This is a genomic window from Marinobacterium jannaschii DSM 6295, from assembly GCF_000620085.1.
Lineage (GTDB): Bacteria > Pseudomonadota > Gammaproteobacteria > Pseudomonadales > Balneatricaceae > Pontibacterium > Pontibacterium jannaschii.
Genome location: NZ_JHVJ01000004.1, coordinates 231,305 through 257,923 on the forward strand (window position 1 = coordinate 231,305; position 26,619 = coordinate 257,923).

Sequence of the window (26,619 nt, forward strand, 5' to 3'; positions counted from 1 at the left end):
TCCTTACACTGGCTAAATCAATTGATCAGCAAGATGCCCGGCATCCCGATCTGACCTGGAGGATGAGCGACGCCGACGGAGGGACTTCTCCTCCTTGAAGTGAAGCGAGATCCAGCCCAGCGCCAACAGCACCATAAAGGTAGCCGCATTCGCCGGAATCTGCAGGTTAAAGTCCACCGTCGAATGAATGCCAAAGGCGATCATCGCCATAATACAGCTGAAAGAGAGTCCTTTCATTAACGGGTCTTTACGTACGCGCTGGGCTTTGAGAGCGGTATAAGCGGTCAATAGCAGCATCAATAGTAACGGCGCAAAGCCGATCAGGCCAAGCTCAAAGGCAAACTGCAGATAGTCGTTATGGGCGTATTGAAAGAAACGCCCTCCAACATCAGCATCCCGGAATTCCGGAAAGCTACTATAAAAAGTACCGGCACCGTTTCCTGTTAGTGGAGACTGCGTGATCATTTCAATCGTATAGACGTTTACCTCGTCTCGGACCTGTTTATCCATTGTGGTATTTTCAATACGATCGATCACCTTCTCGACGCCAAAGAATGTGCCGACCACCACAATATCGATAATTAACAGACTGGTCAGCAGGATAACCAGCTTGCGAGTCGCGAAGCGGCCCATCAACAGGGCGATAACCCCGGCGATCGTCATGCTGGCAAAGAAGGCTGTATTGCCCATACGGGAGTGGGTCATCACCAATGCTGCCACCATAATGACCAGGCTAATACGGATACGCGCCTTGCTGCCCAGCATCGCTTCCATCAGGCGACGACCACGCTCACGCCAGCTGCCACTGCGGCTGGTGGCCAATCCCGCAATCATCATCCCCAGCCCGGCTGCCAGGCAAAGCTCCATATAACCTGCCATATGGTTACGGTTAATAAAGGTGCCTGTTACCAATCCGGTATAGGACGTTTTATCGACGAAGAAGATCTTTTCGATGCCAGATAAGGTCATCAGGCTGCCGTATACCGCCTGGAATACGCCGGAAATCACCAGAGTATAGATCACCCATTGAATACGCGATTTAGTGTTCAATAATAATAGTGTAAGAACGAAAAGCGCTGTTAAAGCCAGTCCCTGATAGAGCATCAGCTGAGATATAGCACTATCCGATGTCGTAATATGAAGAGAGCCGGATGAAAGAGAAAGTGTTTGAAGGAGGACCCAGAACTGACAGAGTAATAGTAAAATAATAGCGGGCAGTGATTTATTGAGCGTTCTATTGGGAAGGGCTTTTCCTCTTAAAAAGAGAAGCAGCCATCCGCCCAGTAGTATAAATACCGCTATGGAGAATAGAGATAACGACCATGGCCGGGCACTACCGAGTGGTAATGGCAACCAGGCCAGCAATATCAAATAGCTGAAAAAAATAAAACGGTCAGGCGCTTTACTCACGGACTTTATAACCAATTAAACGCTCAAAAAAAATAAAGCGCCGGTTAAAGCGCTTTATTCGGGCTGGATAACAGTGTTCTAACTTGATTGATCAGCTTGGGCTGCCGTTACCGCCGCCGCCGCCGCCGGAACTATTACCGAAAGGCGATGGTGTAACCGGTACACCTGTCAATCCAGGCGCGATACCTAAGCCCTGTCCCTGCCCTTGTGGGTTACCCTGGGCCGGGCCAGCAGCAGTGGCTTCAGCGTTCTGGGTCGGGTCATCACCACCTTCGATTGCCCGTTGCAGGGCTGCAACTTCAGCGTCAACAGAACTACCACCGGATTCACCCGATGGGCCGTTTGACTCTGCTGCTGCAACGCCTTGGCTCACAGCAGCTGCGATGGTAGCTGCCATTGCTGGTGCGGCCTGGGTGGCAGCTGTCTGTATGGCAGCTGCTTGTTTAGGTGCTGCAGCGGTGGCTGCCTGTGCGATAGAAGCAGCCTGTTCAGGAGCCGCCTGAGCCGCTGCGGCAACGGCTGCGGCTGCTAGTGCAGGAGACTCTGCAGCAATGGCTGCAACGGCTTCTTCAGGAGTCATTCCTTCTGCGATCGCATTTTCAACAATTGCTTCAGGTGAAAGCCCAGCGGCTACGTCTGCTGCAACGTCGGCGTGGGCAGAGTACAACGGGATTAACATCCCTGCCAAAGTTCCAAGAAGTACTCGGCGCATGAGTATCTAGCTCCATTGAGTGAAATTCAAGCTTCAGTATACGTGGCAAATAAAGTGCTTTCTACCGGAAAAAAGGTTTATTAGCAGGATGTTTTTTCTTAGTGGTTTCTCAAATGCAGGGGTTGTTTTTTAAGATTAATATTAATGAATCCTTGGTGTTTGGTATGCTTTTAAATTGAATGATTGTTTATAAAATAATCTCCAGTATTAGAAAAAAGTATGGTTTTTATAGTGGGTGTTTTCTTAACTCATTGAATTAACACGTTTTGTTTATTAAGAATGATCGATCCTGAATAAAATATTGTTCACCCGTATTTGATGGCGGGATAGACTAGCTAAATCGAAGGCGCAAGGAAAACCGGGACGGTTTGCAGGAATTTAAGCTGAAGACGCCGATGGAGATCTGAATGGAAATAAATGCCAGTCCGGTAATTACCGGCCTGTCCACAAGAAAGAAGCGTCTGCTGAGAAACCATGACTCTCTGACAGCGACGCTGCAGTTGATCGTTGATCAGGCCTTGGTATTGGCATCGCTGTTTATATTGCTAATGTTAAGGAGTGGCGAAGTTCAAACTGCCTATCAGGTCCTGGCTGTAGTCACACTGCTGTCGATGTGGTTTATCTACGGTGCGCAGGGCGTTTATCGCCGTGCTAATGGCTATCTGAAAGGCTGTCTGCGTATCTCTGTGGCCTGGCTCTCCGTGATCCTGTTTCTGGCCGTGCTGGGGTTTCTTACTAAAACATCAGCCGTATTTTCAAGGCAGGTGCTGGTTAGCTGGGCAATACTCGCCTGGCTACTGCAACTTTGCGCCTTCTGTTCCATTAGCTACTTTGCCAAGCAGTACCGGGAGCGCTTCTCCCGTAACCTGCCGACATTGGTGGTGGGAACCGGGGCCGTCGCCTGCCATCTTGTGAAGAGTCTCAATCAGAATCGCTGGTTACCCGACCAGGTGGTGGGCTGTGTTGCCGGTGACGAAGAGGAGGTGGATGAAAAACCTTCGGTTTCATTATTAGGGCGGCTGGAGAATATCCGCAACCTGATAGAGAAGCATAAAATACGCCGAATCTACATCGCCTTGCCGATGAGCGAATCAGAACAGATTGAAGGATTGAATATCGACCTGCTGGATATGAATGTCGATGTAATCTGGGTGCCGGATATCTTTGCCCTCAACCTGCTGAATCACTCCGTCAGAGAAGTGGCCGGTGTGCCGCTTATTTCACTCAATGAAAGTCCCTTATCGGTATCGAAATCAGCCTCTTTACTGAAAGACCTGTTGGACAAGAGTCTAGCGACCATCACTCTGCTGCTGATTAGCCCCCTGATGGTCTGGGTGGCCTGGAAGGTAAAAAAATCATCGCCAGGCCCCATTATCTTCCGACAGAAAAGACACGGCTGGGATGGCCGGATCATAGAAGTGTGGAAGTTCCGCAGTATGAAGCTGCATCGGGAGGCTGAGACCTCAGTCACTCAGGCGACCCGGGAAGATCCCAGGGTCACTGACATAGGACGCTTTATTCGCCGTACCTCCATCGACGAGCTGCCGCAGCTGTTTAATGTGCTGCAAGGCACCATGTCGCTGGTGGGCCCCAGGCCCCATGCGGTGGCTCACAACGATTACTACTCCGACAAGATCAACGCCTATCTGGCGAGACACCGTATTAAGCCGGGCATTACCGGGCTGGCCCAGGTAAGCGGTTACCGGGGAGAGACTGAAACCCTCGACAAGATGCAGAAACGGGTCGAATACGACCTGGCCTATATAAACAACTGGTCAGTGGGGCTGGATATCAAGATCCTGATTAAGACACCGCTGTCACTGTTTTCAAAAGAAATCTATTAGAAAAGCGATATTAGGGACGATATGCGTAAAGTATTGCTGGTCTTTGGTACAAGGCCCGAAGCTATTAAGATGGCCCCCCTCGTTCATATACTGAAGCAAGACTGCCGCTTCGAGGCGAAAACCTGTGTGACTGGTCAGCATCGTGAAATGTTGGATCAGGTACTGGAACTGTTCGATATAGAGCCAGAGTATGATCTGAATATCATGCAACCGGGTCAAACGTTGTCTCAGGTTACTGCGAGAATCCTGACCGGTTTGGATGAGGTAATCTCTTCGTACAGGCCGGATATTGTTTTGGTGCACGGTGACACTGCAACTACCTTCGCGGCCTCACTCTCGGCTTATTACCATCAAATCCCGGTTGGTCACGTTGAAGCTGGCTTACGCACTGGGAACATATATTCTCCCTGGCCGGAAGAGGCAAATCGCAAGCTCACCGGATGTCTGAGCCGATTCCATTTTGCCCCCACTAAAGCCTCCAAAAGTAACTTACTTGGAGAGGGATACCCGTCAGATCGCATATATGTAACCGGAAATACGGTTATCGATGCATTACTAATGATCAAATGCAGGTTGGAAGAAGATGATCAGTTAAGCAGGTCATTAATAGAAAGGTTTCCAATGCTTGACGCCAACAAAAAGCTTGTGCTGGTAACAGGACATCGCCGCGAAAGTTTTGGTGGTGGTTTTGAGCGCATCTGTAAAGCACTACAGCTGGTGGCTCGTAAGCACTCCGATTGCCAAGTTGTATATCCGGTACATCTTAATCCACAAGTTCAGGAGCCGGTTAATCGACTTTTGAGCGATGTGGGCAATATCCATCTTATAGAGCCGCAGCAATATCTCCCGTTCGTATACCTGATGACTCGTGCCCACGTGATTCTGACCGATTCCGGTGGTATCCAGGAGGAAGCACCTTCACTAGGTAAGCCTGTATTAGTTATGCGTGATACCACTGAACGTCCTGAAGCAGTCGAAGCGGGGACTGTTAAATTGGTAGGCACTGATATTGATGTAATTGCCTCCAGCTTGGGGAGGTTGCTCACAGACGAAAATCAATATCGAGAGATGAGCATGGCACATAACCCGTACGGCGATGGAATCGCTTGTCGTCGAATAGCAGATGCGCTGGCAGAAAACTTGTAACAGATAGCACGAAAGGAATTAAGCATGTCATTTAAAAAAGTTTCTGTAATTGGTCTCGGGTATATTGGCTTACCTACTGCCGCAGTTATAGCTTCTCGTGGTATTGAAGTTGTGGGAGTGGATGTTAACCAGCACGCGGTTGATACCATTAATGATGGTGATATTCATATCGTAGAACCAGACCTGGATATTATCGTGCGTGGTGTTGTAACTACTGGCAACCTGCGTGCGACAACAATACCAGAGCCTGCTGACGCCTTTATGGTGGCTGTGCCGACACCTTTCAAACACAGTGATAATGGCAGCCATGAACCTAACCTCGATTATATTCAGGCCGCGTCTAATGCAATCGCTCCAGTGCTTGAGAAAGGTAATTTGGTAATTCTTGAGTCCACATCGCCGGTTGGGGCAACTGAAAAGATGGCAGAATGGTTGGCTCAAGCTCGTCCTGACCTGACTTTTCCACAACAAAAAGGTGATGCTGCGGATATTAAGGTGGCCCATTGCCCTGAACGAGTACTACCTGGCTATGTGCTTCAGGAGTTAGTGTCTAATGACCGAGTGATTGGCGGCATGAGCAATGCCTGTAGCGAACGTGCAGCAGAACTATATAAGACGTTCGTGCGTGGTGAGTGCGTGATTACCAATGCGCGTACAGCGGAAATGGCAAAACTTACAGAGAACTCCTTCCGAGATGTAAACATTGCGTTTGCAAACGAACTCTCTGTTATCTGTGACAAGCTGAAAATAAACGTATGGGAGTTGATTAAGCTCTCAAATAGACACCCGCGTGTAAATATCTTAAGCCCCGGGCCTGGTGTAGGTGGACACTGTATAGCTGTAGATCCATGGTTCATTGTAGATAGCTGTCCTGACGAAGCGAAGCTTATTCAACAGGCACGGATAACTAATGATGCTAAGCCATATTATGTGCTTAAAATGATCAAGGAGGCAGCGGACCAGTTTAAAAAACCAGTAATTGCATGCCTAGGATTATCGTTTAAGGCAGATATAGATGATTTACGTGAGAGCCCAGCGTTACAGATTGTCGAAAGCTTAGCTGAAAGTGGAGTTGGAAAAGTTATTGCGGTTGAACCAAATATTCACGAGTTGCCTGAAAGTTTGATTGTTAGAGATATTGAAATATGTAGTTTAGCAGCAGCTCTTGAAAGAGCAAATGTTGTAGCAGTTTTGGTTGATCATAAGTCTTTTAGATTGATAGATAAAGCTATATATGCAAATAAGGTAGTCATCGATAGCCGAGGAATAGTAGGTTAATATATGCTAATTACTTTGGCTGTGATTTTTGTTTTATTACTAGCTTCATATATTTTTTTGATAATGAGGAAGGATGGTTTTTCTTACTCTTATTTTATAGTGCGCTGCAATTCTGGTAATGCTAAGCCTGATTTCTTTAGTTACTTTTACCTTGTTTTTACTGATAAAGGGTTGTTGGCACTTTTGATATATAGAGTGGCTAATCGAATTGGCTCTCGTGTTTTAGGGCGGATTCTGAGCCGCGTTTCCGAATTTTTTACTGGTATCGAGATATACTATAACGCAAAGATAGGAAAGTCAGTGCAAATATGGCATGGGAATGGTGTGGTTATAGGTCAGTCTGCCGTGATTGGTGATAATTGTGTCATATTACAGCAAGTAACGATTGGCGCGGGGTTTGTTGAAATAGGCGATAACTGCAAGTTAGGGGCTGGTTCGAAAATTCTTGGTAACATTATTATTGGTGATAATGTTGCGGTTGCTGCAAATTCTGTGGTGACAATGAATGTTTCTAGTAATTCGGTGGTGGGTGGAATTCCAGCTGAAGTAATTAGAAGTATCGAGTCCACTGAAGAGGTGTGTTTTGGAACCAAAAAGTAAAAGGAAAGTGTGTGTTCGAATATTTGGGCCGCTACCACCTCCGGTTCATGGAGTGTCTCTTTTAGTTGAAGCATTTGTCGGCTACTGTAACGAAAACTCTATAGATGTGCGTGTATGTCGGACAAGCCCTAAGCGTCTACACCTAAAACACCGTAACTCGATCATCGAGTCCTTTGGGTTGCTTTGTCTGATGGTTAGATTGATATTTGAAGCGTTTAGGATTTGTGTGACGCGTAGAAGGGATGTTGTATGTATTTATTTGGCCACGCTGCGTGTGGCCTTAGTAAGGGATCTACTTATCGTATTAGTTTTTAGAGTTTTTAGAAAGCAGGTTTATATTTATTTACATGGAACGGAGCTAAGTTTAAAAAATAGACTATATAGGCGCGTTATTAAGTTCATTATAGGCGACAATGTTATCATTTATGTGTCAGACGGCCTGCAACAAGAGCATGAATGGCTAGATTGTATCGAAGAACGTGTGGTACCGAATGGTGTTAATGAGTTTTGCAATTTTAACTATGTGCGGAAAGAAATGGAGTGTCTGAATCTTTTATTTTTCTCCAATGTTTTTAAGGAAAAAGGCATAGAGGAGTTTATTGATGTTGTTCTGGAGCTGGAGAGGAGGGGGGTAGACTTCAGAGCAAGGATTTGTGGGAGCCTTCTAGGGGGTTATTCCCATGAGTATTTCGAAAAAAGACTAGGGGGTATTCTACGGACCGGAAAGGTTTGTGTCGAAGGGCATACCTCAGGACAGCAGAAATCTGAGGTGTTTGAATGGGCAGATGTGCTTTTGTTCCCTTCATATCGTGAATCTTTTGGGAACGTTATTGTTGAAGGTATGTCAGCAGGAGTTCTTGTAATTTCGAGCCGGACAACATCTTCCCCTTTCATATTAAGTGAAGGAAGTGGTTTTGTTGTAGAAGATTTTGTTAATGAGGCGGTTGAGATATTGGAGTCAATTGAAGATCTAGAAAGGCTCGGGGTTGTTACTAGTGCCTATGAACGATATCAAAAAATGTTCACTGAAAAAAAATATTTCGATAATTTGGGTGCTGTTTTGATGAAAAAGGGTTGAATAGTGCTGCTGAAATATACGTTGTCCTTAGTTCTGGTTGTTTTATCAATATGCTCATTGATTCTTGAATCCACTGGCATGCAATACCCATTTGCAATTGGGATTGTTTTATTAGGTTTCGTCGCGTTTTTTGGAACAAAAATAAATGATATATACTTTATAGATCTAGGATGGATGATATGTTTGGTAGTGTGTTTTTTTTATGTGCTTGAGTCAACTGTGAATGAAAAACCCTTAAAGTACATTGGGTGGCAGGGGTTGATGTTCTTTATTCCTATTTCACAATATATAGCGAGTAATTTGAAGTATAGCTTTACGGAAGCGGCGGTTTCCAGAATAGTGCTTTATTGCTGTTTAATGAAGCTTCCTGTTTTTATTATTTATTATGAAGAAGTTGTATCATCTATTCTAGCTCAAAGTGAGCGGGTTAGGTTTCATGATTTTTTTAGTATTTCGCTTGTTTTTATTATTTTTCCGATTTTGCTTTACTTTAAATCTATTGAAGTTAAGTACAAAGTAGTTTTTTCTGCTTTTTTAGCACTTTTTGTGATTACAGCAGCTCACCGATCCGCTTTCTTGGCGTTGGCTGTTCAGTTTGGATTCTGGCTTTTGTACTCTTCAGATGTAAGTAGGCCGTTTAAGTTTAGAGTTGTGATGGGTTTTTTTAGTATAGCTGTTTTGTATTTGTTATTTACCAGTAGCGGGCAGGTTATGATTGATTTGTTTTCTGCTTCTTTGTCGGGAGGTGATGGAAACACAAATGCAAGATTAGGTTTGTACTATTTGGTGCTGAATGACTGGTTTGAGTTTCCTTTCGGTCATGGGTTAGGTGAAGCATATGCATATGGTGAAAGCACGATGGGCGACAAAGTATATTATGCACTGCATCACAATTCATACTTAACACCACTGTACTATCTTGGAATTTTTCCAGCGATGTTCTTTGTGGCTAGCATGTTTTGGTTGATGGTAAAGCCTATTAAAGGGGCTGTATCTACACTGTATTTCCGTTCTGTGATTACTGGTATGTGTGTTTTTGCCGTATTGAACCTTTGGTTTGAGCATCCGATTTATGCTCTTAGCTTTTGGCTGGTTTTTGGTTTGCTAAAAGCAAGTATGAAAAGTGACTTGGTAAATATTAAATGAAATTGTCGATAGTTATTCCTACAATTAATATTGGTTTTGATTTTAATGATGTATTAGGTGAGGAAGATTTTCTTAATAAAAACATTGAGGTTGTTATCGTTAAGCAGGATGTTAGAGCTGAGCGGCCTATATCTATCAGTGAAAGAAGGCGTGGTAGAATTATCGTTAAAGAAATAGTAGTAAATAAAAAGGGATTGTCTCGAGCTAGAAACTTGGGTGTGGAGCACTCGGAAGGCAGTGTTATAGTTTTTTTGGATGATGATGTTAAGCCTGCTTTAGGATACTTCGATAGCCTGGCTCAGCATTATATAGAAAGTGATGCGGATATTACGTTTGGGGTCATTAAATATGTTGACTTTGAAAGCTATAATTTTTGTGGTGAAAAGATTAAGTATCAGTTTGGAAAAGTTATCTCCGTATCAATGGCTACCGGTGCGGGCTCCACAATATCCGTAAAAAGGAGTAGCTGGGATAAGCATAATCTTGCGTTTATAGAGGGAATTGGTGCGGGGACTAGTGTTATATGCGGTGAGGACTCCGTCTTCTGTTTACAGGCTTTTCAGAGTGATTTGAGAATATATAGTACTAAATCCACTGTTATTTATCATCCTGTTAGTGGAAGCACCATGCATGTCAGGAACGAAAATTATTACGTATCGTTGTGGTTTATATATAAAGAATACTACGGTGTAAGAGGTTATTTTTTGGGGGCTAGGTTTGCAATGAAGCTTCTTATTAAGGAGCTAAGTGTGACTGAGTTTTTTAGGTTCTTAATGTCATATTATGCGAAGCCTGTTTGAAAGATGGGTATAAATAAAAATTATATATTTCAGGGAGGTGCTTTAGCGCTGCCCTTTGTTTTTTCACCTTTTATTTTTAAGTTCTATGGCGGAGCTGTATTTGGGAAATACTCTCTTGTTATGTCATGGGCAACGATGCTTTCATATCTACTTACGATGAGAAGTGAAGTTATCATTGGTAAATTAAACCTGGTTGAGGATGTGCGTGAAAAATTTTCCGTATGCTTGACGATTCTGTTGTATACAAGTTTGATTGGTTCTGTGCTGGTAGTGTTTTTTTATGAGACTATCGATTTGTTGGTCGCAGTATTATTGCTCTCTGTCTGCTTAGGATTGTTTAATATTGTTAATTATTATCTTATCGTTAAGGATGAATTCGCGTTTTCTAAGATTCAATTTTTAAAGAATTTTGTCCTCTACTGTATGTTCGGGATGGTGTTTTTTATTGATTCCTCTGTTGAGGGTATGTTGTTTTCTGCAATGATTGCATTTGTTCTATGTGCAGTGCTCGGGGGAGAAAGGTATGGTGTTTTCCGAGAATATTTGGTCTTGTCAAATGTTGCTAAGGTTAATGATGCCTTGAGGATTGGTTTTCCCTATGTTTTAACTTCACTTTCTGCAGGGGCTCGTGAATTAGTTATTGTTACATTTATAAACTTTCAATTTGGGGCGTATGCAGCTGGATTGTATTATATTTGTATGATGTATTTGGTGAAGGCATTTGTTGCATATAGTACGATACAGGCTAATAATATTAAATACTCTCTAAATAGAGGCGTTATTGGAAGTGTTAGCGGTGTTTTTTTAGGGGTTGTAATAAAAGGGGTGGCAATATTATTTATTGTTTGCTTTATGGTTTTTTTGACTTATCGTGTATTAGATTTTGAGCCTGTTGATCTCGAATTATTGTTGGCTATTTTGCCTTGTACTTTAGTTTATGTAGTGCTGATGCCGGTCACCGTTGTTTATGAGACGCATGATTTAGGAAGGCTAAACCTTGTTTTCAATATGATGGCATTGTTTGGAGCTGTTTTAAGCTGCTTCTTCGTTTATATGCTGTCGCTTTCGTTGAGCTTTTTTTTGTTGATAGGATCTCTCGTCTGGCTTTCTGTAATATTTATTCAGGCATTAGTGGGAGTGAGATGTATTGCATATGGAGAGGCGTAATAAATGAGTAAGTTTTCATATAAGTGGAATATGAAGTCTTTAGATTATGTTAAAGATTTTCTTAGGTATGCTTATTATATGTTTTTTAATGGTAGGCATAAGTTTAATATGAGGAGGTATAGAGACTGTAAGGTTAGTAAGCCAGCTCCGTTGATGAAAAAGGAGCTTAAAGAATTGAGGGCGTACTGGGGCTGTGTTCCAATGCAGTATTATACACATGACTTTTATAGAAGTGATTGTGAATTAGGGTTGGAGGAAATGAAGGCGTATATACCAGGGTATTATTTCTACAATATTTTGTATCCTAGGTATGATGATACTAAAACGGCTAAAGGTGCATTGGAGAATAAAATTCTATCTTATTATGTATTCAAAGGTATGAGTCTTCCAGTGCCTAAGATGGTGGCGTTCAAGAAGGGAGGAAAGTTGTTGACTCCAGAAGGCACGGTGATTGATGAAGTTCAATTTAATGATATTTTATCCTCGGTAGAATCTAGAAAACTATTTATAAAACCTGTTGATGGTAAAGGTGGTGTGGGTATTAATATTGCTATTAAGAAGGGTGGTGAATTCTTTATTTGTGATGTGCTTGTTGGCTTGAAATATATTCTGGGTTTATCCGGTGATTTTGTAATAGAAGAGCAAGTAGAGCAAATTTCATTTCTTAATGATGTGTATCCTCATAGTGTAAATACGCTGAGAGCGGTCACAAAAAGAAACTTTACAGGAAATGCTGAGTTAATAGCGGTCACGCTTCGAATGGGTACCGCCGGGAGGCAGGTTGATAACAGTCACTTAGGAGGGCTATTGATAGGTATTGATTTATTGACCGGAAAGGCAATGAGGCCCTATGCTGGCTATGAGTATGGATCAGACAAAATATTTAACCACCCAGATACTAAGTTCGATTTTGGTAATATGAAAATTGAAGGCTGGGACCATATTAAGGGAGAGATTGTTTCATTTGCGAATAAAATGGTTCTTCAAAACTTGATTGGTTGGGATATTGCGTTAACAGATGATGGACCATTGGTGATTGAAGCAAATACAATGTTTGGTATTGATCACTCTCAGTCAGGTGTTGGTGGTATGAGAGATTTATTTGACGATGATTTAAACATTCATTAATGTGCGGTCTGAGGCGCTTTTATGAAACAGAGTGTTAAGAGGTTTTTTCAGAAGACGCCAGTTTTCTTGGGTAAACATTTATCAGCCTTGCCCTTCGAATATAGATTAGGTCAAAGTTATGTTGTATACAAAGAAAAATCTAAACTTGTGGTGCGTCCAGAAGAGATTTTCTATCAAGTAAAGAACTTGGTTTCTATATGTGAAAAAAGGGTTCCTTTTTACAAGAAGTTTTACAAAGAACATGATTTTTCTAGTTTGGAGCTAAACTCGTTTGACGACCTATCATCGATACCGATTATCAAAAAGAAAGACTTGCAAAAGGTAAAGTTTGAAGATCGGATAGTATCCTTGAAAGGGGGAGTGGTTACAAACACAGGTGGTACTTCAGGCCAGCCATTGAAGTTGCTTTTGGACGGGCAAGCATATTCACGAGAGTGGTCGCATATGCATGCTATATGGGAACAGCTAGGATATAAAACAAAATGCATGAAGCTAACCTTTCGCGGTATGAATTTAGGTGAAGCTCCTGTTGTATATAATTTTATTCATAATGAATTTCAGGTAAATGCATATTGTGATTTTGAGCTTTTGGTTGATGCTTTATATAAAGTATTGTCTAAGTACAAAATTGAATATCTTCATGGCTACCCTAGTGGTATTTATGAGTTTCTAAAGCATTCGGCTGAGTTGTATCCCGAATTAATTGATAAGATTCGATTAAATGTGAAAGGGGTTTTCTTAGGGTCCGAGTATCCTGCACCTGTATATAGAGATTACATCGAGTCAATACTATGTATTCCGACATTGTCTTGGTATGGTCATTCTGAAATGGCCATTCTTGCACGAGAATATAAAGAGCCTTTTGTTTATTTTCCCTTTCAGTCTTATGGCTTCTCAGAGTCGGTTAGTATTGAGGGGCGGAATCATTTAGTTGGTACTACCGTTCATAATCAGTTGGGACCCCTGATAAGATATGATACCGGCGATTTAATTGATTCTGTAAGTTATAAAAATGGTCTGCTCGAATCTTTTAAGATATCAGAGGGTCGTACAGGTGAGTTTGTTTCAGACTTGAATGGTCGGAATATTTCATTAACTGCGCTTGTTTTTGGGCGGCATCATAGAATATTCGAATATGCAGAATTTGTACAGGTTAAGCAAGCTGAGGCTGGTAGGTTAACAGTATATGTTACATCGCAATCTTCTGACTTAAACTGCGAGTTGCTTTTTGATACATCGGGGCTAAATATGGATGTTGATTTTAAGCTGATCAGTAGTCCCATTAAAACGCAGGGTGGAAAAGTTTCCCTTATTGTTAAGGAATAAATTCGAATGAAACAGGTATGCCAAACTCTTAGAACTGGTGTTGTAGAAGTGAACGATGTTCCAGTGCCAACCTTAACTGACAAGTTTGTGCTGGTTAAAAACACAGCATCTGTAATCAGCGCAGGTACCGAAAAAACCAAGATTGATATGGGCAAAAAGAACCTTTTGCAAAAAGCAAAAGCTCGCCCAGATCTTGTTAAGCAGGTAATTAAAAAAGTAAAGGCCGAAGGCCTGCAGAAGACGCTGCAAACGGTGAACTCTCGTCTAGATTCACCTTCTCCCCTTGGTTACAGCTGCGCAGGTGAAGTTGTAGCGGCAGGTGGGTTGGTAGAGGGGATTCGTCCCGGAGATCGAGTAGCCTGTGGCGGCGCAGACTATGCCAACCATGCAGAGTTTGTTGCGATACCAAAGAACCTTGTCGTTAAAATACCTCAAAATGTTTCTGATGAAGAAGCTGCATTTACCACTGTAGGTTCGATTGCGTTACAGGGTGTTCGATTGGCTGATCCTAAGCTTGGCGAAACCTTTTTGGTTCTGGGCTTGGGGCTTCTAGGTCAAATAGCTGTTCAGCTGCTAACAGCAAATGGCTGTAAGGTAATTGCGACTGATCTCGATGCTGATCTGGTCAAGCGCGCGGAAGGTTTCGGTGCGATCGGTGCGTACCCAGGATCTGACCTTGGTGGTCTGTGCAAGGAACTTACCGCTGGACATGGTGTTGATGGGGTGCTGGTTTGCGCAGGTAGCTCCAGTAATCAGCCGATCGAGCTATGTGGCCAGGTAACACGTGAAAAAGGCCGTGTAGTTGTAGTGGGCGCTGTCCGCATGGATATTCCTCGTGAAGATTACTTCAAAAAAGAGATAAGCGTCGTCATTTCCCGTTCATACGGGCCAGGGCGATACGATCCGTTTTATGAAGAAAACGGAAATGACTATCCGCTTAGTTATGTTCGTTTTACTGAACAGCGCAATATGCAGGCATTTCTTGAGCTTATCTCTCAAGGAAAAATGGATGTTAAATCTCTTATTACTCATCGCTTTGAGGTTGACCAGGCCGAAGAGGCGTATCAATTGATCGAGGGAAATAAGACTGAGCCGTATCTCGGTATTTTGATGCAGTATCAGGCTGATCTTTCCGAGGTTGAGAGCGGCGGTCGTATCAGTGTAAGTAAAAAACCAGTTTCCACAGATAGGATTGGTGTTTCGTTTTTTGGTGCAGGTAATTACGCTACTGCAAGCCTGCTTCCTCCATTGAAGGCGGATACTGATATAGAGTTTCGTGGTTTGGTTACTGCGAGTGGTAGGACTGCTCAAGGTGTTGCCAGTCAATTTGGTTTCTCGTTCTGTGCAGCGAATTACGATGAGCTATTGGATAAAGATTCCGACGCGATCATGATTGTGACTCGTCATGACACGCACGCCGAGTCAGTTTCAAAGGCGCTTGCTGCAAACAAGCATGTATATGTTGAGAAACCGTTGGCTTTGACGATTGATGAGCTATCGGATGTTCACACAGCTTATCAAAGTTCAAAAGGTACGGTGATGGTTGGGTTTAACCGTCGATTTGCGCCGTCAACACTTGAAGTCGTTGAGCACTTCAAGCACGTCAAATCCCCACTAGTCGTGAATGTTCGTGTGAACGCTGGTCAGATACCAGGTGATCATTGGATTCAGGATACTGAAGTGGGCGGTGGACGTATGATCGGCGAAGGATGTCACTTTGTAGACTTGGCTTCTGCACTTACGGGTTCTAATCCTGTCACTGTTTCGGCTATTGCGAGTGCTAAGGCCGACAAATCTGCTCTGTTGAATGACAACCTTTCACTCTCTCTCCAATTCGAAAATGGCAGCATCGCAAACATTATCTATTGCGCAGACGGCTCTAAAGCTATGGCCAAAGAGTATATCGAAGTGTTTGGCGGAGGTAAGAGTGCGGTCATTAAAGACTTTAAAGAGGCAGAGCTGTTTAGTGGTGACACAAAGGTTGTGCAAAAAAAGCTGTCAGCACAAGATAAGGGGCAGAAGATCATGCTCAAGGACTGGTTGACGGCGATGAAAGCAGGACAGCAGTCTGTGCCTTACGAGTGCCTCATGGCTACCAGTATGGCAACGATCATGGCTGTTGAGTCTATTGCGACCGGCGCACCGATGAAAGTGGATTTGTCAGTTCTTGATAAGGACTAAAGACTCAATGTTTGAAGCCAATAGTGCTGAAATTCTGGAGAATGCCCGTAGAGATAATTTTGCGGGCTTTGATCCTTTCGATGGTCTTAATAGCAAACTATTCAAACTAGCCCCTTCATTGAAGAAGGGAATTTTTGGGCTTGCTTGGATTCAGCTGCATAAACGCTCAACACTTAATCTACGGCCGCTTTTGGGTGTCCAAAAAGCACGTAATCCAAAGGGCGTTGGGCTATTTATTCTGGGGCTGCTGGAGGATTATCAACGGACAGGTGACGCAGCCTTCTTGAAAGAAGCAACAAGGCTTGGGGATTGGTTACTAGAGCAGAAAAGCGACCAGTCTGTGTGGAAGCATGCCTGTTGGGGTTATCATTTCGATTGGAATGCACGTGCATTTTTTGTTCCTAAGGGTAAGCCCAATATCATTACAACGATTTATGTGGCTCAGGCATTGTACGCTCTAGGGCTTGAGACGGGTGGGCAGTCCTATACTAATGCTGCATTGGATGCGGCTTATTTTATCGTTGATTCACTGTATACCGAAGCTGATGGGCGGAGATTTTTCGCCTATATTCCCGGTGAAGATGCGTTTGTGCATAATGCCAGCCTATGGGGGGCTGCCTGGGTTGCTTTTGTTGGTGATAAAAAATCTGATGATCAATTTAAGGAGCTGGCTCTTAAGGTCGCCCGTCAGTCTGTAGAAGAACAAGCTGAGGACGGATCCTGGGTTTATGGTGCCCGACATCATCATCAGTTCATCGATGGTTTCCATACCGGGTATAATTTAGAAGCACTGCACATTATCCGTAAAGCACAGGGCACTTCAGAATTTGATGATGCTATCGAGCGTGGCTTATCGTACTACAAAGACAAGTTGATCGAAGATGATGGCACCGCCAAGTACTATGATAGCAATCCTTATCCGCTGGATATGCACTCGGTAACTCAAGTTGTTATCACTTTGCTTAAGGTAAGTGGAAGTCTTGAGGACCGAGAGTTGGCGCGTAAGGTTATTGAAAAATCTATCGAGACACTTTATATGCCGGCTAAAAAGAGATTTATGTACCAGAAGCACAAGGGGGTTTCCAACAAGGTTGATTATATGCGCTGGACTCAGGCCTGGGTGTATTACTCTTTTTCATATTTCAATCGGACTGTAGCGGAACAAAATGAAACGAATTGAATTGCTTGGCTCTCCTATGGATATGGGGAGTATGGAAGAGACTGTGCAACTTATTAAAGAACGCCTGATAAAGGGTGTCTTTACGCAGCATGTGGTGGTAAACGTTGCAAAAGTAGTTAATATGCGTAAAGACACTGAGCTGGCGCTGTCTGTAACAGAGTGTGACATCATTAATATCGATGGTATGGGGGTTGTTTGGGGGGCTCGGTTCCTTGGGCATGATGTTACAGAGCGCGTAGCGGGTGTTGACCTCTTTCATCAGCTAAACGCGATGGCAGAAAAGGATGAATTTCCAGTCTTTTACTTAGGTGCGAAGGAGGAGATCGTTTCGAAAACAGCCACTGTAATGAAAGAAGCGCACCCGAACTTGCAGGTTGCAGGTTTCCATCATGGGTACTTCTGGGATGATGAAGAGTCAGTTGTCGAAGAGATTCGAAAATCTGGTGCTAAGTTACTTTTTGTTGCCATTACGTCCCCTAAGAAAGAAAAATTTATAAACAAATGGAAAGGTCAGCTCGGTGTTGATTTTGTAATGGGAGTTGGCGGCACATTCGACGTCGTAGCCGGAAAGGTCAAACGTGCCCCTATGTGGATGCAACGATGTGGTCTTGAATGGTTCTACCGGGTACTGCAAGAGCCAAGACGGATGTGGAAACGGTACTTTGTTACAAACTCTCAATTTGCCTGGTTATTGGTAAAGACTAGGTTAGGTCTTGGAGCTTAGCCTGGGTGGAGGCTGTAGTCGAATAAGGAGACCCATCGGCGAATATCATTTTCATCGAATATGACTCTACACATGTTCATTGTGGAATAGGACGTTCCAGTTACAAATTAAAGGATCTGAAATGAATAATTTTGATATTATCCACCATGGCGCTGTAGAAGGTGTTACCGGCTCCTGCCACCAATTTTTCTTCCAGTCTGATTCTAGTGTGTTAGTTGATTGTGGCCTGTTTCAGGGCAGGGAAGCAGAGCTTTTCCCTGAGGGTGATTTTAGCATCAATTTTCCGCTATCGACGGTCAAAGCGCTGTTTGTCACACACTGTCATATCGACCATGTCGGGCGTATTCCCTGGCTGATAGCCGCTGGCTTTAAAGGTCCGATCTACGCCACCGAGGCGACGGCTCAGTTATTGCCGCTGGTGCTGGAAGATGCCCTGCGTATCGGGGTAACGAAGGATGCGGTACTGATCGATCGGATCTTAGGAATGATACAGCAGATGATCATCGCGGTTCCTTATGGCCAGTGGATTACTCCATTTGACGACAGTGAACTTCAGGTGCGCTTTTCGATCGCCGGTCATATCCTGGGCTCTGCCTATATCGAGTTCGAGTCTGAAGGCCGCCGGGTGGTCTTTTCCGGGGATCTGGGGTCTAGTGATACTCCGTTGTTGCCCGATCCGACGCCGTTGGAAAAGGCTGATGTGTTGGTGCTTGAAAGTACCTATGGAGATCGCCTGCATGAGGATCGGCAAGCGCGCAGGCAGAGACTGGAATCTGTGTTGCACAAGGCTCTGCGCGATGACGGTACGGTGCTGATACCGGCTTTCAGTATCGGCAGAACCCAGGAACTGCTGTATGAGATTGAGGAGATTCTTCACGAAACCCGTTCTGACAAGATCAAAAATCTGGATGTGGTACTGGATTCGCCCCTTGCCGCGCGTTTTACCCGGCAGTATCGGGATCTTTTTCATCTCTGGGATCAGGAAGCATGCCAGCGACGCGGGGAGGGACGTCATCCACTCGCCTTTGATAATCTGATTACCGTTGATGAGCATCGCGATCATCAGAGGTTGGTTAAGTACCTCGCACATAGCGGCAAGCCCGCTATTGTTATCGCTGCCAGTGGTATGTGTGCCGGAGGACGTATCGTCAATTATCTTAAAGCGCTGTTGCCACAGCCAGAAACAGACCTTCTCTTTGTAGGCTATCAGGCAGAAGGCACCCCGGGGCGGGATATCCTGCGTTACGGGCCAGGCAATGGCTATGTTATCTTGGAAGGGCAGAAAGTTGCTATCAATGCCTCGATTTATACTCTCAGTGGTTATTCTGCCCATGCCGACCAGAAGGAACTGGTTGATTTTGTCTCTGGGGCTAAAGTGACGCCTCAGGAGATCCGTTTAGTCCATGGTGATAAAACAGCTAAGCGTCTCCTGAAGGAAGTATTAGGCAATAAGTTATCAAGCGATAAATCAATAACTATTGCGTAGTTAGTATTCAATAACAATATATTAATCCGTCATCCTGCCTGGATGTAGTACGGGATAAGTTCTTGCCGGATCATCGGTTTATTGAACGAATATCAGTATATTTTCGTGCTGCCAGTTGCAAGGACTGATGATAAAATCTGCACGCAAAACTTTTATAATTTTTTGAAGTTGGACTAGCTGTACCGTTCGCTTTTAAACAGGGTGATAATATGGACGTTAAAGATCTGCGCTTTGCAGTGCTTGGCATTTGCAGCCTCTACGGGACGACCGTTCAGGCTATAGAACCGGCATCTGTATCGGATGGCCCGGTTGCCGTTATCCCTCAGCTCAGTGTACAGCTGGCCCATGATGACAATATTTTCTCTGAAGAGAGTAACGAAACGTCGTCAGCGAAAGTCATCGTTACCCCATCGGTTGAATTACGGGCAGAGCGTGCTAACGATGCCTATCGTGTGTGATATGCGCTGGAAAATGGCTCCTTTACGGATGGCCATGACGACGATTACACCGACCATGAACTGCAGGGGCAGGCGATTATCGAGCTGAACGGTCGTAACCGTTTTGATCTGCAAGCCGGGTATATCAAGGAACATGAAGACCGTGGTACCGGTGTTGATGACCAGAGTGGTGGCGGTGTATCTACACCGATCGAGTATAGTGAATTCAATTTGCAAGGGCTTTATACCTATGGTGCCAGCGGTGCTAAGGGTAACCTGGAGCTGAATGCAGCTTACTATGACCGCGAGTATGATAATTTCCGGACATTAACAGAGGCGCGTGACCGGGAAACCATTCGTCTTGGCGCGACTTTTCTCTATCGTCTCGCTCCCAAATCTCAGGCGCTGTTTGAACTGCGCCACGAAGATATCGATTACCAGTCTGCGACTAGTACACAGGACAGTACCGAACAGAAATACCTGGTGGGCTTGCGTTGGGATGCTACGGCCAAAACCAGCGGTAGCGCCAAGATTGGTGCAGCCCGTAAGGATTTCGATAGTCCGGCAACAGAAGACTTCTCCGGTGCTAGCTGGGAAGTTAGCGTACGCTGGGCTCCTCAGACCTATTCCAGCTTTGACCTGACGACGACTCAGGAAACTGAAGAATCCAGTGGTACCGGTGACTATATCGATACCGAAAGTCTGACCCTGGCATGGAACCATGAGTGGAGTGGTCGGGTTAGTTCTGTTGCTTCGATCAGTCGGATCGAAGAGGATTATGTGGGCGCTACCCGTGAAGATGAGACCAACAGCCTCTCTCTGGCGTTGTCTTATGAAATGCGGCGCTGGCTCGATATTAACTTTGCCTACACCTACGGTGAACGGGACTCCAATGAAGTGGGGAATGATTACGAGCGTAATCAGTGGATGATCACACTGCTGGGCTCACTCTGAGTTAGCTTTTCTTTGTTCAGGGAAAGGATGGTCTGAAATATGCGGTATAAGCTAAAAACCTCTTTACGTGCCTGGTGGATGTGCCTGTTGTTGATGTTTACCTCAGGTGTTAGTGCACAGGAGGGCGGTTTGTCAGACTATCCTCTCGGGTCCGGCGATTTGCTGAGTATCAAGGTCTTTGGCGAGGAAGACCTCAGCCTTGAAGTTCGGCTCAGCGATGCTGGCACTATCTCATACCCTTTTCTGGGCGAGCTGCGGGTCACCGGGTTATCGACAGGTCAACTCAGCTTGCTGATTCGTGATCAGCTTGCCGATGGCTATCTGGTTCGGCCGAACGTTAATGTTACGGTGCTGGAATACCGTCAGTTTTTTATTAACGGTGAAGTTGAAAAGCCAGGTGGCTATCCGTTTCAGCCGGGGCTTAGCCTGCAGAAAGCTGTTGCATTGGCAGGCGGTTTCACTGAGCGGGCTTCGAAGTCTAAAGTCTACGTTATTCATGACGGTGACGAAGGACGCCCGCCATTACGTTTGCGTCTGACAGACTCGATTCGGCCTGGCGATATTATTACGATCGAAGAAAGTTTTTTCTAACCGGAACCGGTTTTAATCTTTGTTTTCAGCCCTTATGGCTGTGTGCCTTGTCCGCAGCCAATCTCTTTTCGGTGGTAAGTGATGGATTCACAGCAGAAAAATACATTGGATCGTTTGCTGAAAGACGATGTAATCGACCTGCGTCAGTATTGGCGTACTATCTCGCGGCGTAAGTGGAGTATTCTTGGTTTTGCTTTAGTGGTGACACTGCTGGCTGCGATGGTGGTGTTCTCGATGGAGCCGGTTTATCGCGCCACGGCTACACTGCTGATCGAATCCAAACAGGCCAAGGTTGTGTCTATCGAAGAGGTGTATGGCCTTGATGGTGGGAATAATGAGTATTATCTGACTCAGTTTGAGATTCTGAAATCCCGTAAGCTGTCCGAAAAGGTGATTCAACGCTATAGCCTACTTGACCATCCGGAATTTAATCGCGAGCCGACATTTGATTTTAACTGGCGGAAAATTGCTGGTGACTATATTCCGGAACTGAAGCCGGGCGAGCCGACTGTTGAGGGCCGGTATCAGGCGTTGGTAAACGCTTTTAGCAGTCGGGTCACGGTATCCCCTGTGCGCAAAACGCAGCTGGTAAAGATTACCTTTGAGGCTTATTCGCCTGAATTTGCGGCTAAGATGGCGAATGCACTGGGCGAAGCCTATATCGAGAATAACCTGGAAGCCAAACTTGAACTCACGGTAAAAGCCTCTTCCTGGTTGAATGAGCGGTTAGGCGGTTTGAAAGATAAACTGCGTGAGTCTGAAGCGCGTCTTCAGGCGTTTCGCGATAGTGAGCAGATCGTTGGCGACAACGGAGGTCTGGACATTGTTGGTAACGAGTTGGATCTGCTGGCAGATAAGTTGGTGGATGCTCGTCGTGATCGTCTGGAGCTGGAAAATGTATATCGCCAGGTGCAGCGAGCGGGTGGTAAGGCAGATCCATCCGCCTATGAGCGCATTCCGGCTGTGTTGCAGCATCCGCTGGTGCAGAGTTACAAGTCCTCCCTTTCTGAAGCCGAGCGAAAGGTTTCTGAACTGGCTAAGCGCTATGGCCCCAAGCATCCTAAGATGGTTGCGGCCCAGTCGGACGTGGCCAGCGCTAAGCAGGCGCTGTACAGGCAGATCAATAGTGTTATCAGTGGTATTAAAAACCAGTATCAGGTCTCCCGGGACAGCGAAGTCGCGTTGGAGCGCTCATTGGGTAACACCAAGGGTGAGCTGCAGGAGCTAGGCCGTAAGGAATATCGCCTTAAAGAGTTGCAGCAGGAAGTGGACGTCAACCGCCAGCTTTACGATACCTTCTTTACCCGTCTGAATGAGACGGCTGCAACGGGCGATCTGGAATCTGCCAATGCCCGGATCTCTGACCCGGCAGTAGCGCCACTAGGACCAGCTAAGCCGAAGAAGAAGCTCATCATCGCGCTTAGCTTTGTGGTGAGTACCCTGTTTGGTGTGATGATGGCGTTTCTGCTGGAGGCGCTGAATAACACAGTACGCAGTTCCGGTGATATTGAAACCAAGCTGGGTATGCCGGTACTAGGGCTGCTGCCTCTGTTGAAGAGCTCACGTAAAAATCGCCATCCAAGCTATAACCAGTACCTTGATGATAGTCAGTCAGGCTTTTCAGAATCGGTACGCACTATCCGTACCGGCCTGATGCTATCTTCACTGGATAATCCCCATAAGGTGGTTGCGGTGACCTCTACCGTACCTGGCGAAGGTAAAACGTCCTCTGCATTGAGTCTGGCATTCTCGCTGGGGCAGATGGAAAAAGTGCTGCTGATTGATGCGGATATGCGGCGACCCTCTATTGCCAGGCAGTTTGACTGTGCCGGACGTCAGGGGCTGTCTGAACTGGTCGCAGGCACCTGTACTGAGTCTGAGGCGGTGTTCCATAGTGAAGCGCATGGTATTGACCTGCTGCCAGCGGGACAGATACCGCCCAATCCCCTTGAGCTTCTCTCCTCCAAGCGCTTTGCTGCTGTGCTGGCGGAGCTGGAAAAACACTATGATCGTATTGTGATCGATACTGCGCCTTGCCAGGCAGTCAGTGATGCGTTGGTTCTGGCGCCGCTGGTCGGTGCGGTTGTTTACGTTGTTAAATCTGACGCGACACCTACACCTCAGGTGCAGTCGGGTATTAAGCGCCTGCGAGAGGTGAATGCGCCATTGGTGGGCGTAATACTTAACCAGGTAAATCTGAAGAAGGCATCGAAGTACTATGGAGAAGGGTATTCCGGTTACTACGATGTGTATGGCTACAGTAACGGCTGATGTTTGATCTTCACTCACATATCCTGCCCGGCATCGACGATGGTGCAGAGACGATGGAGCAGTCTCTGCACCTGGTACAGATTGCCGTGGATGATGGTATCCGTCATATCACGGTCACGCCACATATCCATCCCGGTCGTTTCGAGAATAGCGTGAAAACGATCAAGCCGGTCTTTGAGGCTTTCGCGGCTGAGATAGTTCGGGCCGGGTTGCCGTTGTCTCTGGCCATGGGGGCGGAGGTTCGGCTCTCACCTGAAATCCTGGCGATGACCGCCAGCGATTCGTTACCCTTTATCGGTAGTTGGCAGGGCAAGAGGGTGTTATTGCTGGAGCTGCCTCATAGCCATATACCTCCCGGTAGCGACAAGTTGGTGGCCTGGCTCAAGGCGCGCAATATACTCCCTATGATCGCTCATCCCGAGCGTAACAAGGACATCATCAGGGATTTGGATAAGATCAATCCCTTTGTCGAAGCCGGTTGTTTGTTCCAGCTGACAGCGATGTCCGTGGCTGGAGGCTTTGGTGAGGAGGCGCGACTGCGAAGTGAGCAGTTACTGGAGCGGGGCTGGGCCACGGTGATCGCCAGCGATGCCCATAATGAGCGACACCGGCCCCCCAGATTGTCTGCCGGAGTGGAAGCAGCAGCTGAAATTGTCGGTGAGCAGCAAGCCCTCAGGCTGGTTCAGGAAAATCCGGCCCGGCTCGTTCATGACTGAAGCGGCAATACGGCGATCCAATCCAGCACTACCCAAACTGCTGGCCGGTGCTGTTATTGTGCTCTGCCTGGTTTTAGTGTGGCAGCTGTTCAGGGTGATGATGGCAGACTTGATCGCTTATCGGGCCGAGTACGCAATAGAGCAGTGGCAACAGCAGAAGATTTCTCCTCCTGAAGCAGAACTGGATCAGTCCCTGGCCGATATCGATAGCGCTATCAGTTGGCAGCCGGAGAATCCGGAGTTGCTCGATGTAAAGTCTCAGCTGATGCTCTATCGGGCCTATGGCAGTTTTGCAGATTCTGAGCGCTTTAAAGCCTCTGTTTTTTCTGTCTTGGAATTGAGCCGCCTGTCGGTTCAACAAAGGCCACGCTGGCCCTATAGCTGGGCAAACCTGGCGTTAGCGAAAGCTTACCTGAATCAGAATGATCCTGAATACGCTGCGGCAATGGCAAACGCAGCCCGCTTCGGTCCCTGGGAACCATCGGTGCAGTCTACCTTGACCGAAGCCGGGATGGTGCAGTGGGGTGGATTGGATAAGTCCCTGCGTAAGACTGTGGTCGACAATATCTACCGTGGTTTGTTACGCAATTCTGTAGCGATAAAGGCTGTTGTTGATCGCCATCGCAAACGCTTTCTGGTATGTGCTTATCTTCCGGTGGATAAACAAACCGAAAAATTCTGCTTAAGATCATAACGGGGTCAATTGGCTTTAATATCGCCATCAATTACCCCATCGTACTGATATACAGCCCATTCACTGCGTGATAAATATTTATCCAGTTAATTCATTATCTTACGTATTCGGGTGCTTTGCAGGACATATTGAGTTGCTCTGGATTATTATTACAGGTGTAACAAAGTGTCATCTTGTACTTATAGTATTTGTGTCTGCGTTGTGAAGCGTTCTTAAGTATTTGCCAGAGAAACTATTGTGAAAGTCACTGTTTTTGGTATCGGTTATGTAGGCCTTGTTCAGGCTGCGGTGTTTGCTGAATTGGGTCACGATGTCTGCTGTGTCGATGTCGATGAGGCTAAGATTGAGAACCTGAAGCAGGGGATCATTCCGATCTATGAGCCGGGCCTGACGCCGTTGGTTGAGAAGAACTACGAAGCGGGTCGCCTGACCTTTACCACTGATGCAAAAACCGGCGTTGAGCACGGTCAGGTGCAGTTTATCGCCGTCGGTACACCGCCGGATGAAGATGGATCGGCTGACCTGAAGTATGTGCTGGCGGTGGCTAACACCATTGCTACCTATATGCCGGAACATCGCATAATCGTCGATAAGTCGACAGTGCCGGTGGGAACCGGGGATAAGGTGAAGGCGGAAATCAGCAAAGTGCTGGCTGAGCGCGGTTCAGGCCTGAAATTCGATGTGGTCTCAAATCCCGAATTTCTGAAAGAAGGTTCTGCAATTGATGACTGCATGAAGCCGGATCGCATTGTTATTGGTACTGACAGCGAAGCGGTGGAAGAGGTGATGAAAGAGTTGTATGACCCCTTCAGCCGCAGCCGTAACCGCATGATCGTAATGGATGTGCGCTCTGCCGAGCTGACCAAATATGCCGCCAACTGCATGCTCGCCACAAAGATCTCCTTTATCAATGAGATCGCTAATCTGGCGGAGATCCTGGGTGCCGACATTGAGAAGGTACGTCAGGGGATCGGTTCTGACTCCCGTATCGGTTACAGCTTTATTCATCCGGGTTGTGGTTATGGCGGCTCCTGTTTCCCTAAGGATGTACAGGCACTGGTGCGCACGGCTCAGGGCGTTGACTACCAGCCGCGTTTGCTGGAAGCAGTTGAAGCGGTCAACTACAGCCAGAAAACCAAGTTGTTTAATAACCTGTCGCAGCACTTTGCAGGCGACCTGGCGGGTAAGACCATCGCTGTCTGGGGCCTGTCCTTTAAACCGAACACCGATGATATGCGTGAAGCAACCAGCCGTGTGCTGATGGAAGCGCTGTGGGAAGCCGGTGCTAATGTGCAGGCCTATGACCCTGAAGCGATGCAGGAGTGTCAGCGTATCTACGGTCACCGCGATGACCTGATGCTGGCCGGCACCAAGGAAGCGGCGCTTAAAGGTGCTGATGCCCTGATGATCTGCACCGAGTGGAAAGAGTTTTACGCACCGGACTTTGATTTGCTTAAAAAGTCGCTCTCTTCAGCGGCGATCTTCGATGGCCGTAACCTCTATTCAACCAAGCGCATGAAGGATCTCGGTTTTAAATACTACGGCATTGGCCGTGGCGAAAGCGTTCGATCATTCTGAAATAGTATTGGGTGTTAGTACGTGGGCTTCGCTTCGTTCAATACCACGCCACGGTTTTCCAGAACCAGCAGCGTGGGTTGAGGTGCGAAACCCACGAACAGTTCGCCGCGTCGAATCCTGAGCTGAAGCCACTGTTATTGATCTGGTGTAATTATCTCCTTCCTAAGGTCGC

The 26,619-nt window shown here is 46.0% G+C and carries 23 protein-coding genes; 21 read left to right on the top strand and 2 right to left on the bottom strand.

The annotated features are described in order from the left end of the window. Window positions 1–12 precede the first annotated feature (12 nt). Both Q354_RS24360 and Q354_RS24365 read right to left on the bottom strand, forming a co-directional pair. Window positions 13–1,050, bottom strand: coding sequence for an O-antigen ligase family protein (locus tag Q354_RS24360; protein ID WP_245600974.1), 1,038 nt, complete (start codon window positions 1,048–1,050; stop codon window positions 13–15). Between the two features lie 451 nt (window positions 1,051–1,501). Next, on the bottom strand, window positions 1,502–2,089 hold the full coding sequence (locus Q354_RS24365) for a hypothetical protein (protein ID WP_156948145.1): 588 nt from the start codon (window positions 2,087–2,089) through the stop codon (window positions 1,502–1,504). 440 nt (window positions 2,090–2,529) lie between these two features. Here Q354_RS24365 and Q354_RS0102710 point away from each other — a divergent pair, with 440 nt between their 5' ends. The 21 genes from Q354_RS0102710 (at window position 2,530) to Q354_RS0102815 (ending at window position 26,447) form a co-directional block, all read left to right on the top strand. Continuing rightward, window positions 2,530–3,966, top strand: coding sequence for an undecaprenyl-phosphate glucose phosphotransferase (locus tag Q354_RS0102710; RefSeq protein WP_051559833.1), 1,437 nt, complete (start codon window positions 2,530–2,532; stop codon window positions 3,964–3,966). 21 nt (window positions 3,967–3,987) lie between these two features. After that, window positions 3,988–5,112, top strand: a complete 1,125-nt coding sequence (wecB, locus tag Q354_RS0102715; protein ID WP_036228320.1) for a non-hydrolyzing UDP-N-acetylglucosamine 2-epimerase — start codon at window positions 3,988–3,990, stop codon at window positions 5,110–5,112. A 24-nt stretch (window positions 5,113–5,136) separates the two neighbouring features. Continuing rightward, the gene (wecC, locus tag Q354_RS0102720; protein ID WP_027856279.1) at window positions 5,137–6,390 is read left to right on the top strand and encodes a UDP-N-acetyl-D-mannosamine dehydrogenase; all 1,254 of its coding nucleotides are present in this window, start codon (window positions 5,137–5,139) and stop codon (window positions 6,388–6,390) included. A gap of 3 nt (window positions 6,391–6,393) precedes the next feature. Then, complete coding sequence (locus Q354_RS24370) at window positions 6,394–6,990, top strand: serine O-acetyltransferase (RefSeq protein WP_051559834.1); 597 nt, start codon at window positions 6,394–6,396, stop codon at window positions 6,988–6,990. Window positions 6,991–7,042: 52 nt separating this feature from the next. Continuing rightward, on the top strand, window positions 7,043–8,068 hold the full coding sequence (locus tag Q354_RS0102730; RefSeq protein WP_084332446.1) for a glycosyltransferase family 4 protein: 1,026 nt from the start codon (window positions 7,043–7,045) through the stop codon (window positions 8,066–8,068). A gap of 3 nt (window positions 8,069–8,071) precedes the next feature. Next, window positions 8,072–9,214, top strand: a complete 1,143-nt coding sequence (locus tag Q354_RS0102735) for an O-antigen ligase family protein (RefSeq protein WP_027856281.1) — start codon at window positions 8,072–8,074, stop codon at window positions 9,212–9,214. Further along, complete coding sequence (locus tag Q354_RS0102740; RefSeq protein ID WP_027856282.1) at window positions 9,211–10,014, top strand: glycosyltransferase family 2 protein; 804 nt, start codon at window positions 9,211–9,213, stop codon at window positions 10,012–10,014. The genes Q354_RS0102735 and Q354_RS0102740 overlap by 4 nt, the downstream gene beginning before the upstream one ends. Window positions 10,015–10,017: 3 nt before the next feature. Continuing rightward, window positions 10,018–11,181 carry a hypothetical protein gene (locus tag Q354_RS0102745; RefSeq protein ID WP_027856283.1) on the top strand — a complete coding sequence of 388 codons (1,164 nt, stop codon included), beginning with the start codon at window positions 10,018–10,020 and terminating at the stop codon, window positions 11,179–11,181. Between the two features lie 3 nt (window positions 11,182–11,184). Then, window positions 11,185–12,309 carry a sugar-transfer associated ATP-grasp domain-containing protein gene (locus Q354_RS0102750; protein WP_051559835.1) on the top strand — a complete coding sequence of 375 codons (1,125 nt, stop codon included), beginning with the start codon at window positions 11,185–11,187 and terminating at the stop codon, window positions 12,307–12,309. A gap of 21 nt (window positions 12,310–12,330) precedes the next feature. Then, complete coding sequence (locus Q354_RS0102755) at window positions 12,331–13,635, top strand: phenylacetate--CoA ligase family protein (protein ID WP_027856285.1); 1,305 nt, start codon at window positions 12,331–12,333, stop codon at window positions 13,633–13,635. 6 nt (window positions 13,636–13,641) lie between these two features. Continuing rightward, window positions 13,642–15,816 carry a bi-domain-containing oxidoreductase gene (locus tag Q354_RS0102760; protein ID WP_027856286.1) on the top strand — a complete coding sequence of 725 codons (2,175 nt, stop codon included), beginning with the start codon at window positions 13,642–13,644 and terminating at the stop codon, window positions 15,814–15,816. Window positions 15,817–15,823: 7 nt separating this feature from the next. Beyond that, window positions 15,824–16,996: a glycoside hydrolase family protein gene (locus Q354_RS0102765; RefSeq protein WP_036228322.1), complete on the top strand. Its 1,173-nt coding sequence runs from the start codon at window positions 15,824–15,826 to the stop codon at window positions 16,994–16,996. Further along, on the top strand, window positions 16,983–17,720 hold the full coding sequence (locus Q354_RS0102770) for a WecB/TagA/CpsF family glycosyltransferase (protein ID WP_027856288.1): 738 nt from the start codon (window positions 16,983–16,985) through the stop codon (window positions 17,718–17,720). The genes Q354_RS0102765 and Q354_RS0102770 overlap by 14 nt, the downstream gene beginning before the upstream one ends. Window positions 17,721–17,841: 121 nt before the next feature. Then, on the top strand, window positions 17,842–19,206 hold the full coding sequence (locus Q354_RS0102775) for an MBL fold metallo-hydrolase (protein ID WP_027856289.1): 1,365 nt from the start codon (window positions 17,842–17,844) through the stop codon (window positions 19,204–19,206). A gap of 209 nt (window positions 19,207–19,415) precedes the next feature. Next, window positions 19,416–19,664, top strand: a complete 249-nt coding sequence (locus Q354_RS28135) for a hypothetical protein (RefSeq protein ID WP_156948147.1) — start codon at window positions 19,416–19,418, stop codon at window positions 19,662–19,664. A gap of 6 nt (window positions 19,665–19,670) precedes the next feature. Further along, entirely contained in the window at window positions 19,671–20,597 is a 927-nt protein-coding gene (locus Q354_RS24375) for an outer membrane beta-barrel protein (RefSeq protein ID WP_084332447.1), read from the top strand. Between the two features lie 129 nt (window positions 20,598–20,726). Continuing rightward, on the top strand, window positions 20,727–21,188 hold the full coding sequence (locus tag Q354_RS0102795) for a polysaccharide biosynthesis/export family protein (protein ID WP_245600975.1): 462 nt from the start codon (window positions 20,727–20,729) through the stop codon (window positions 21,186–21,188). 81 nt (window positions 21,189–21,269) lie between these two features. After that, window positions 21,270–23,459, top strand: coding sequence for a GumC family protein (locus Q354_RS0102800; protein ID WP_027856292.1), 2,190 nt, complete (start codon window positions 21,270–21,272; stop codon window positions 23,457–23,459). Next, window positions 23,459–24,175 carry a tyrosine-protein phosphatase gene (locus Q354_RS0102805; protein ID WP_027856293.1) on the top strand — a complete coding sequence of 239 codons (717 nt, stop codon included), beginning with the start codon at window positions 23,459–23,461 and terminating at the stop codon, window positions 24,173–24,175. The genes Q354_RS0102800 and Q354_RS0102805 overlap by 1 nt, the downstream gene beginning before the upstream one ends. Beyond that, complete coding sequence (locus Q354_RS0102810; protein WP_027856294.1) at window positions 24,168–24,869, top strand: hypothetical protein; 702 nt, start codon at window positions 24,168–24,170, stop codon at window positions 24,867–24,869. The genes Q354_RS0102805 and Q354_RS0102810 overlap by 8 nt, the downstream gene beginning before the upstream one ends. A gap of 237 nt (window positions 24,870–25,106) precedes the next feature. Next, window positions 25,107–26,447, top strand: coding sequence for a UDP-glucose dehydrogenase family protein (locus Q354_RS0102815; RefSeq protein ID WP_027856295.1), 1,341 nt, complete (start codon window positions 25,107–25,109; stop codon window positions 26,445–26,447). Window positions 26,448–26,619 lie beyond the last annotated feature (172 nt).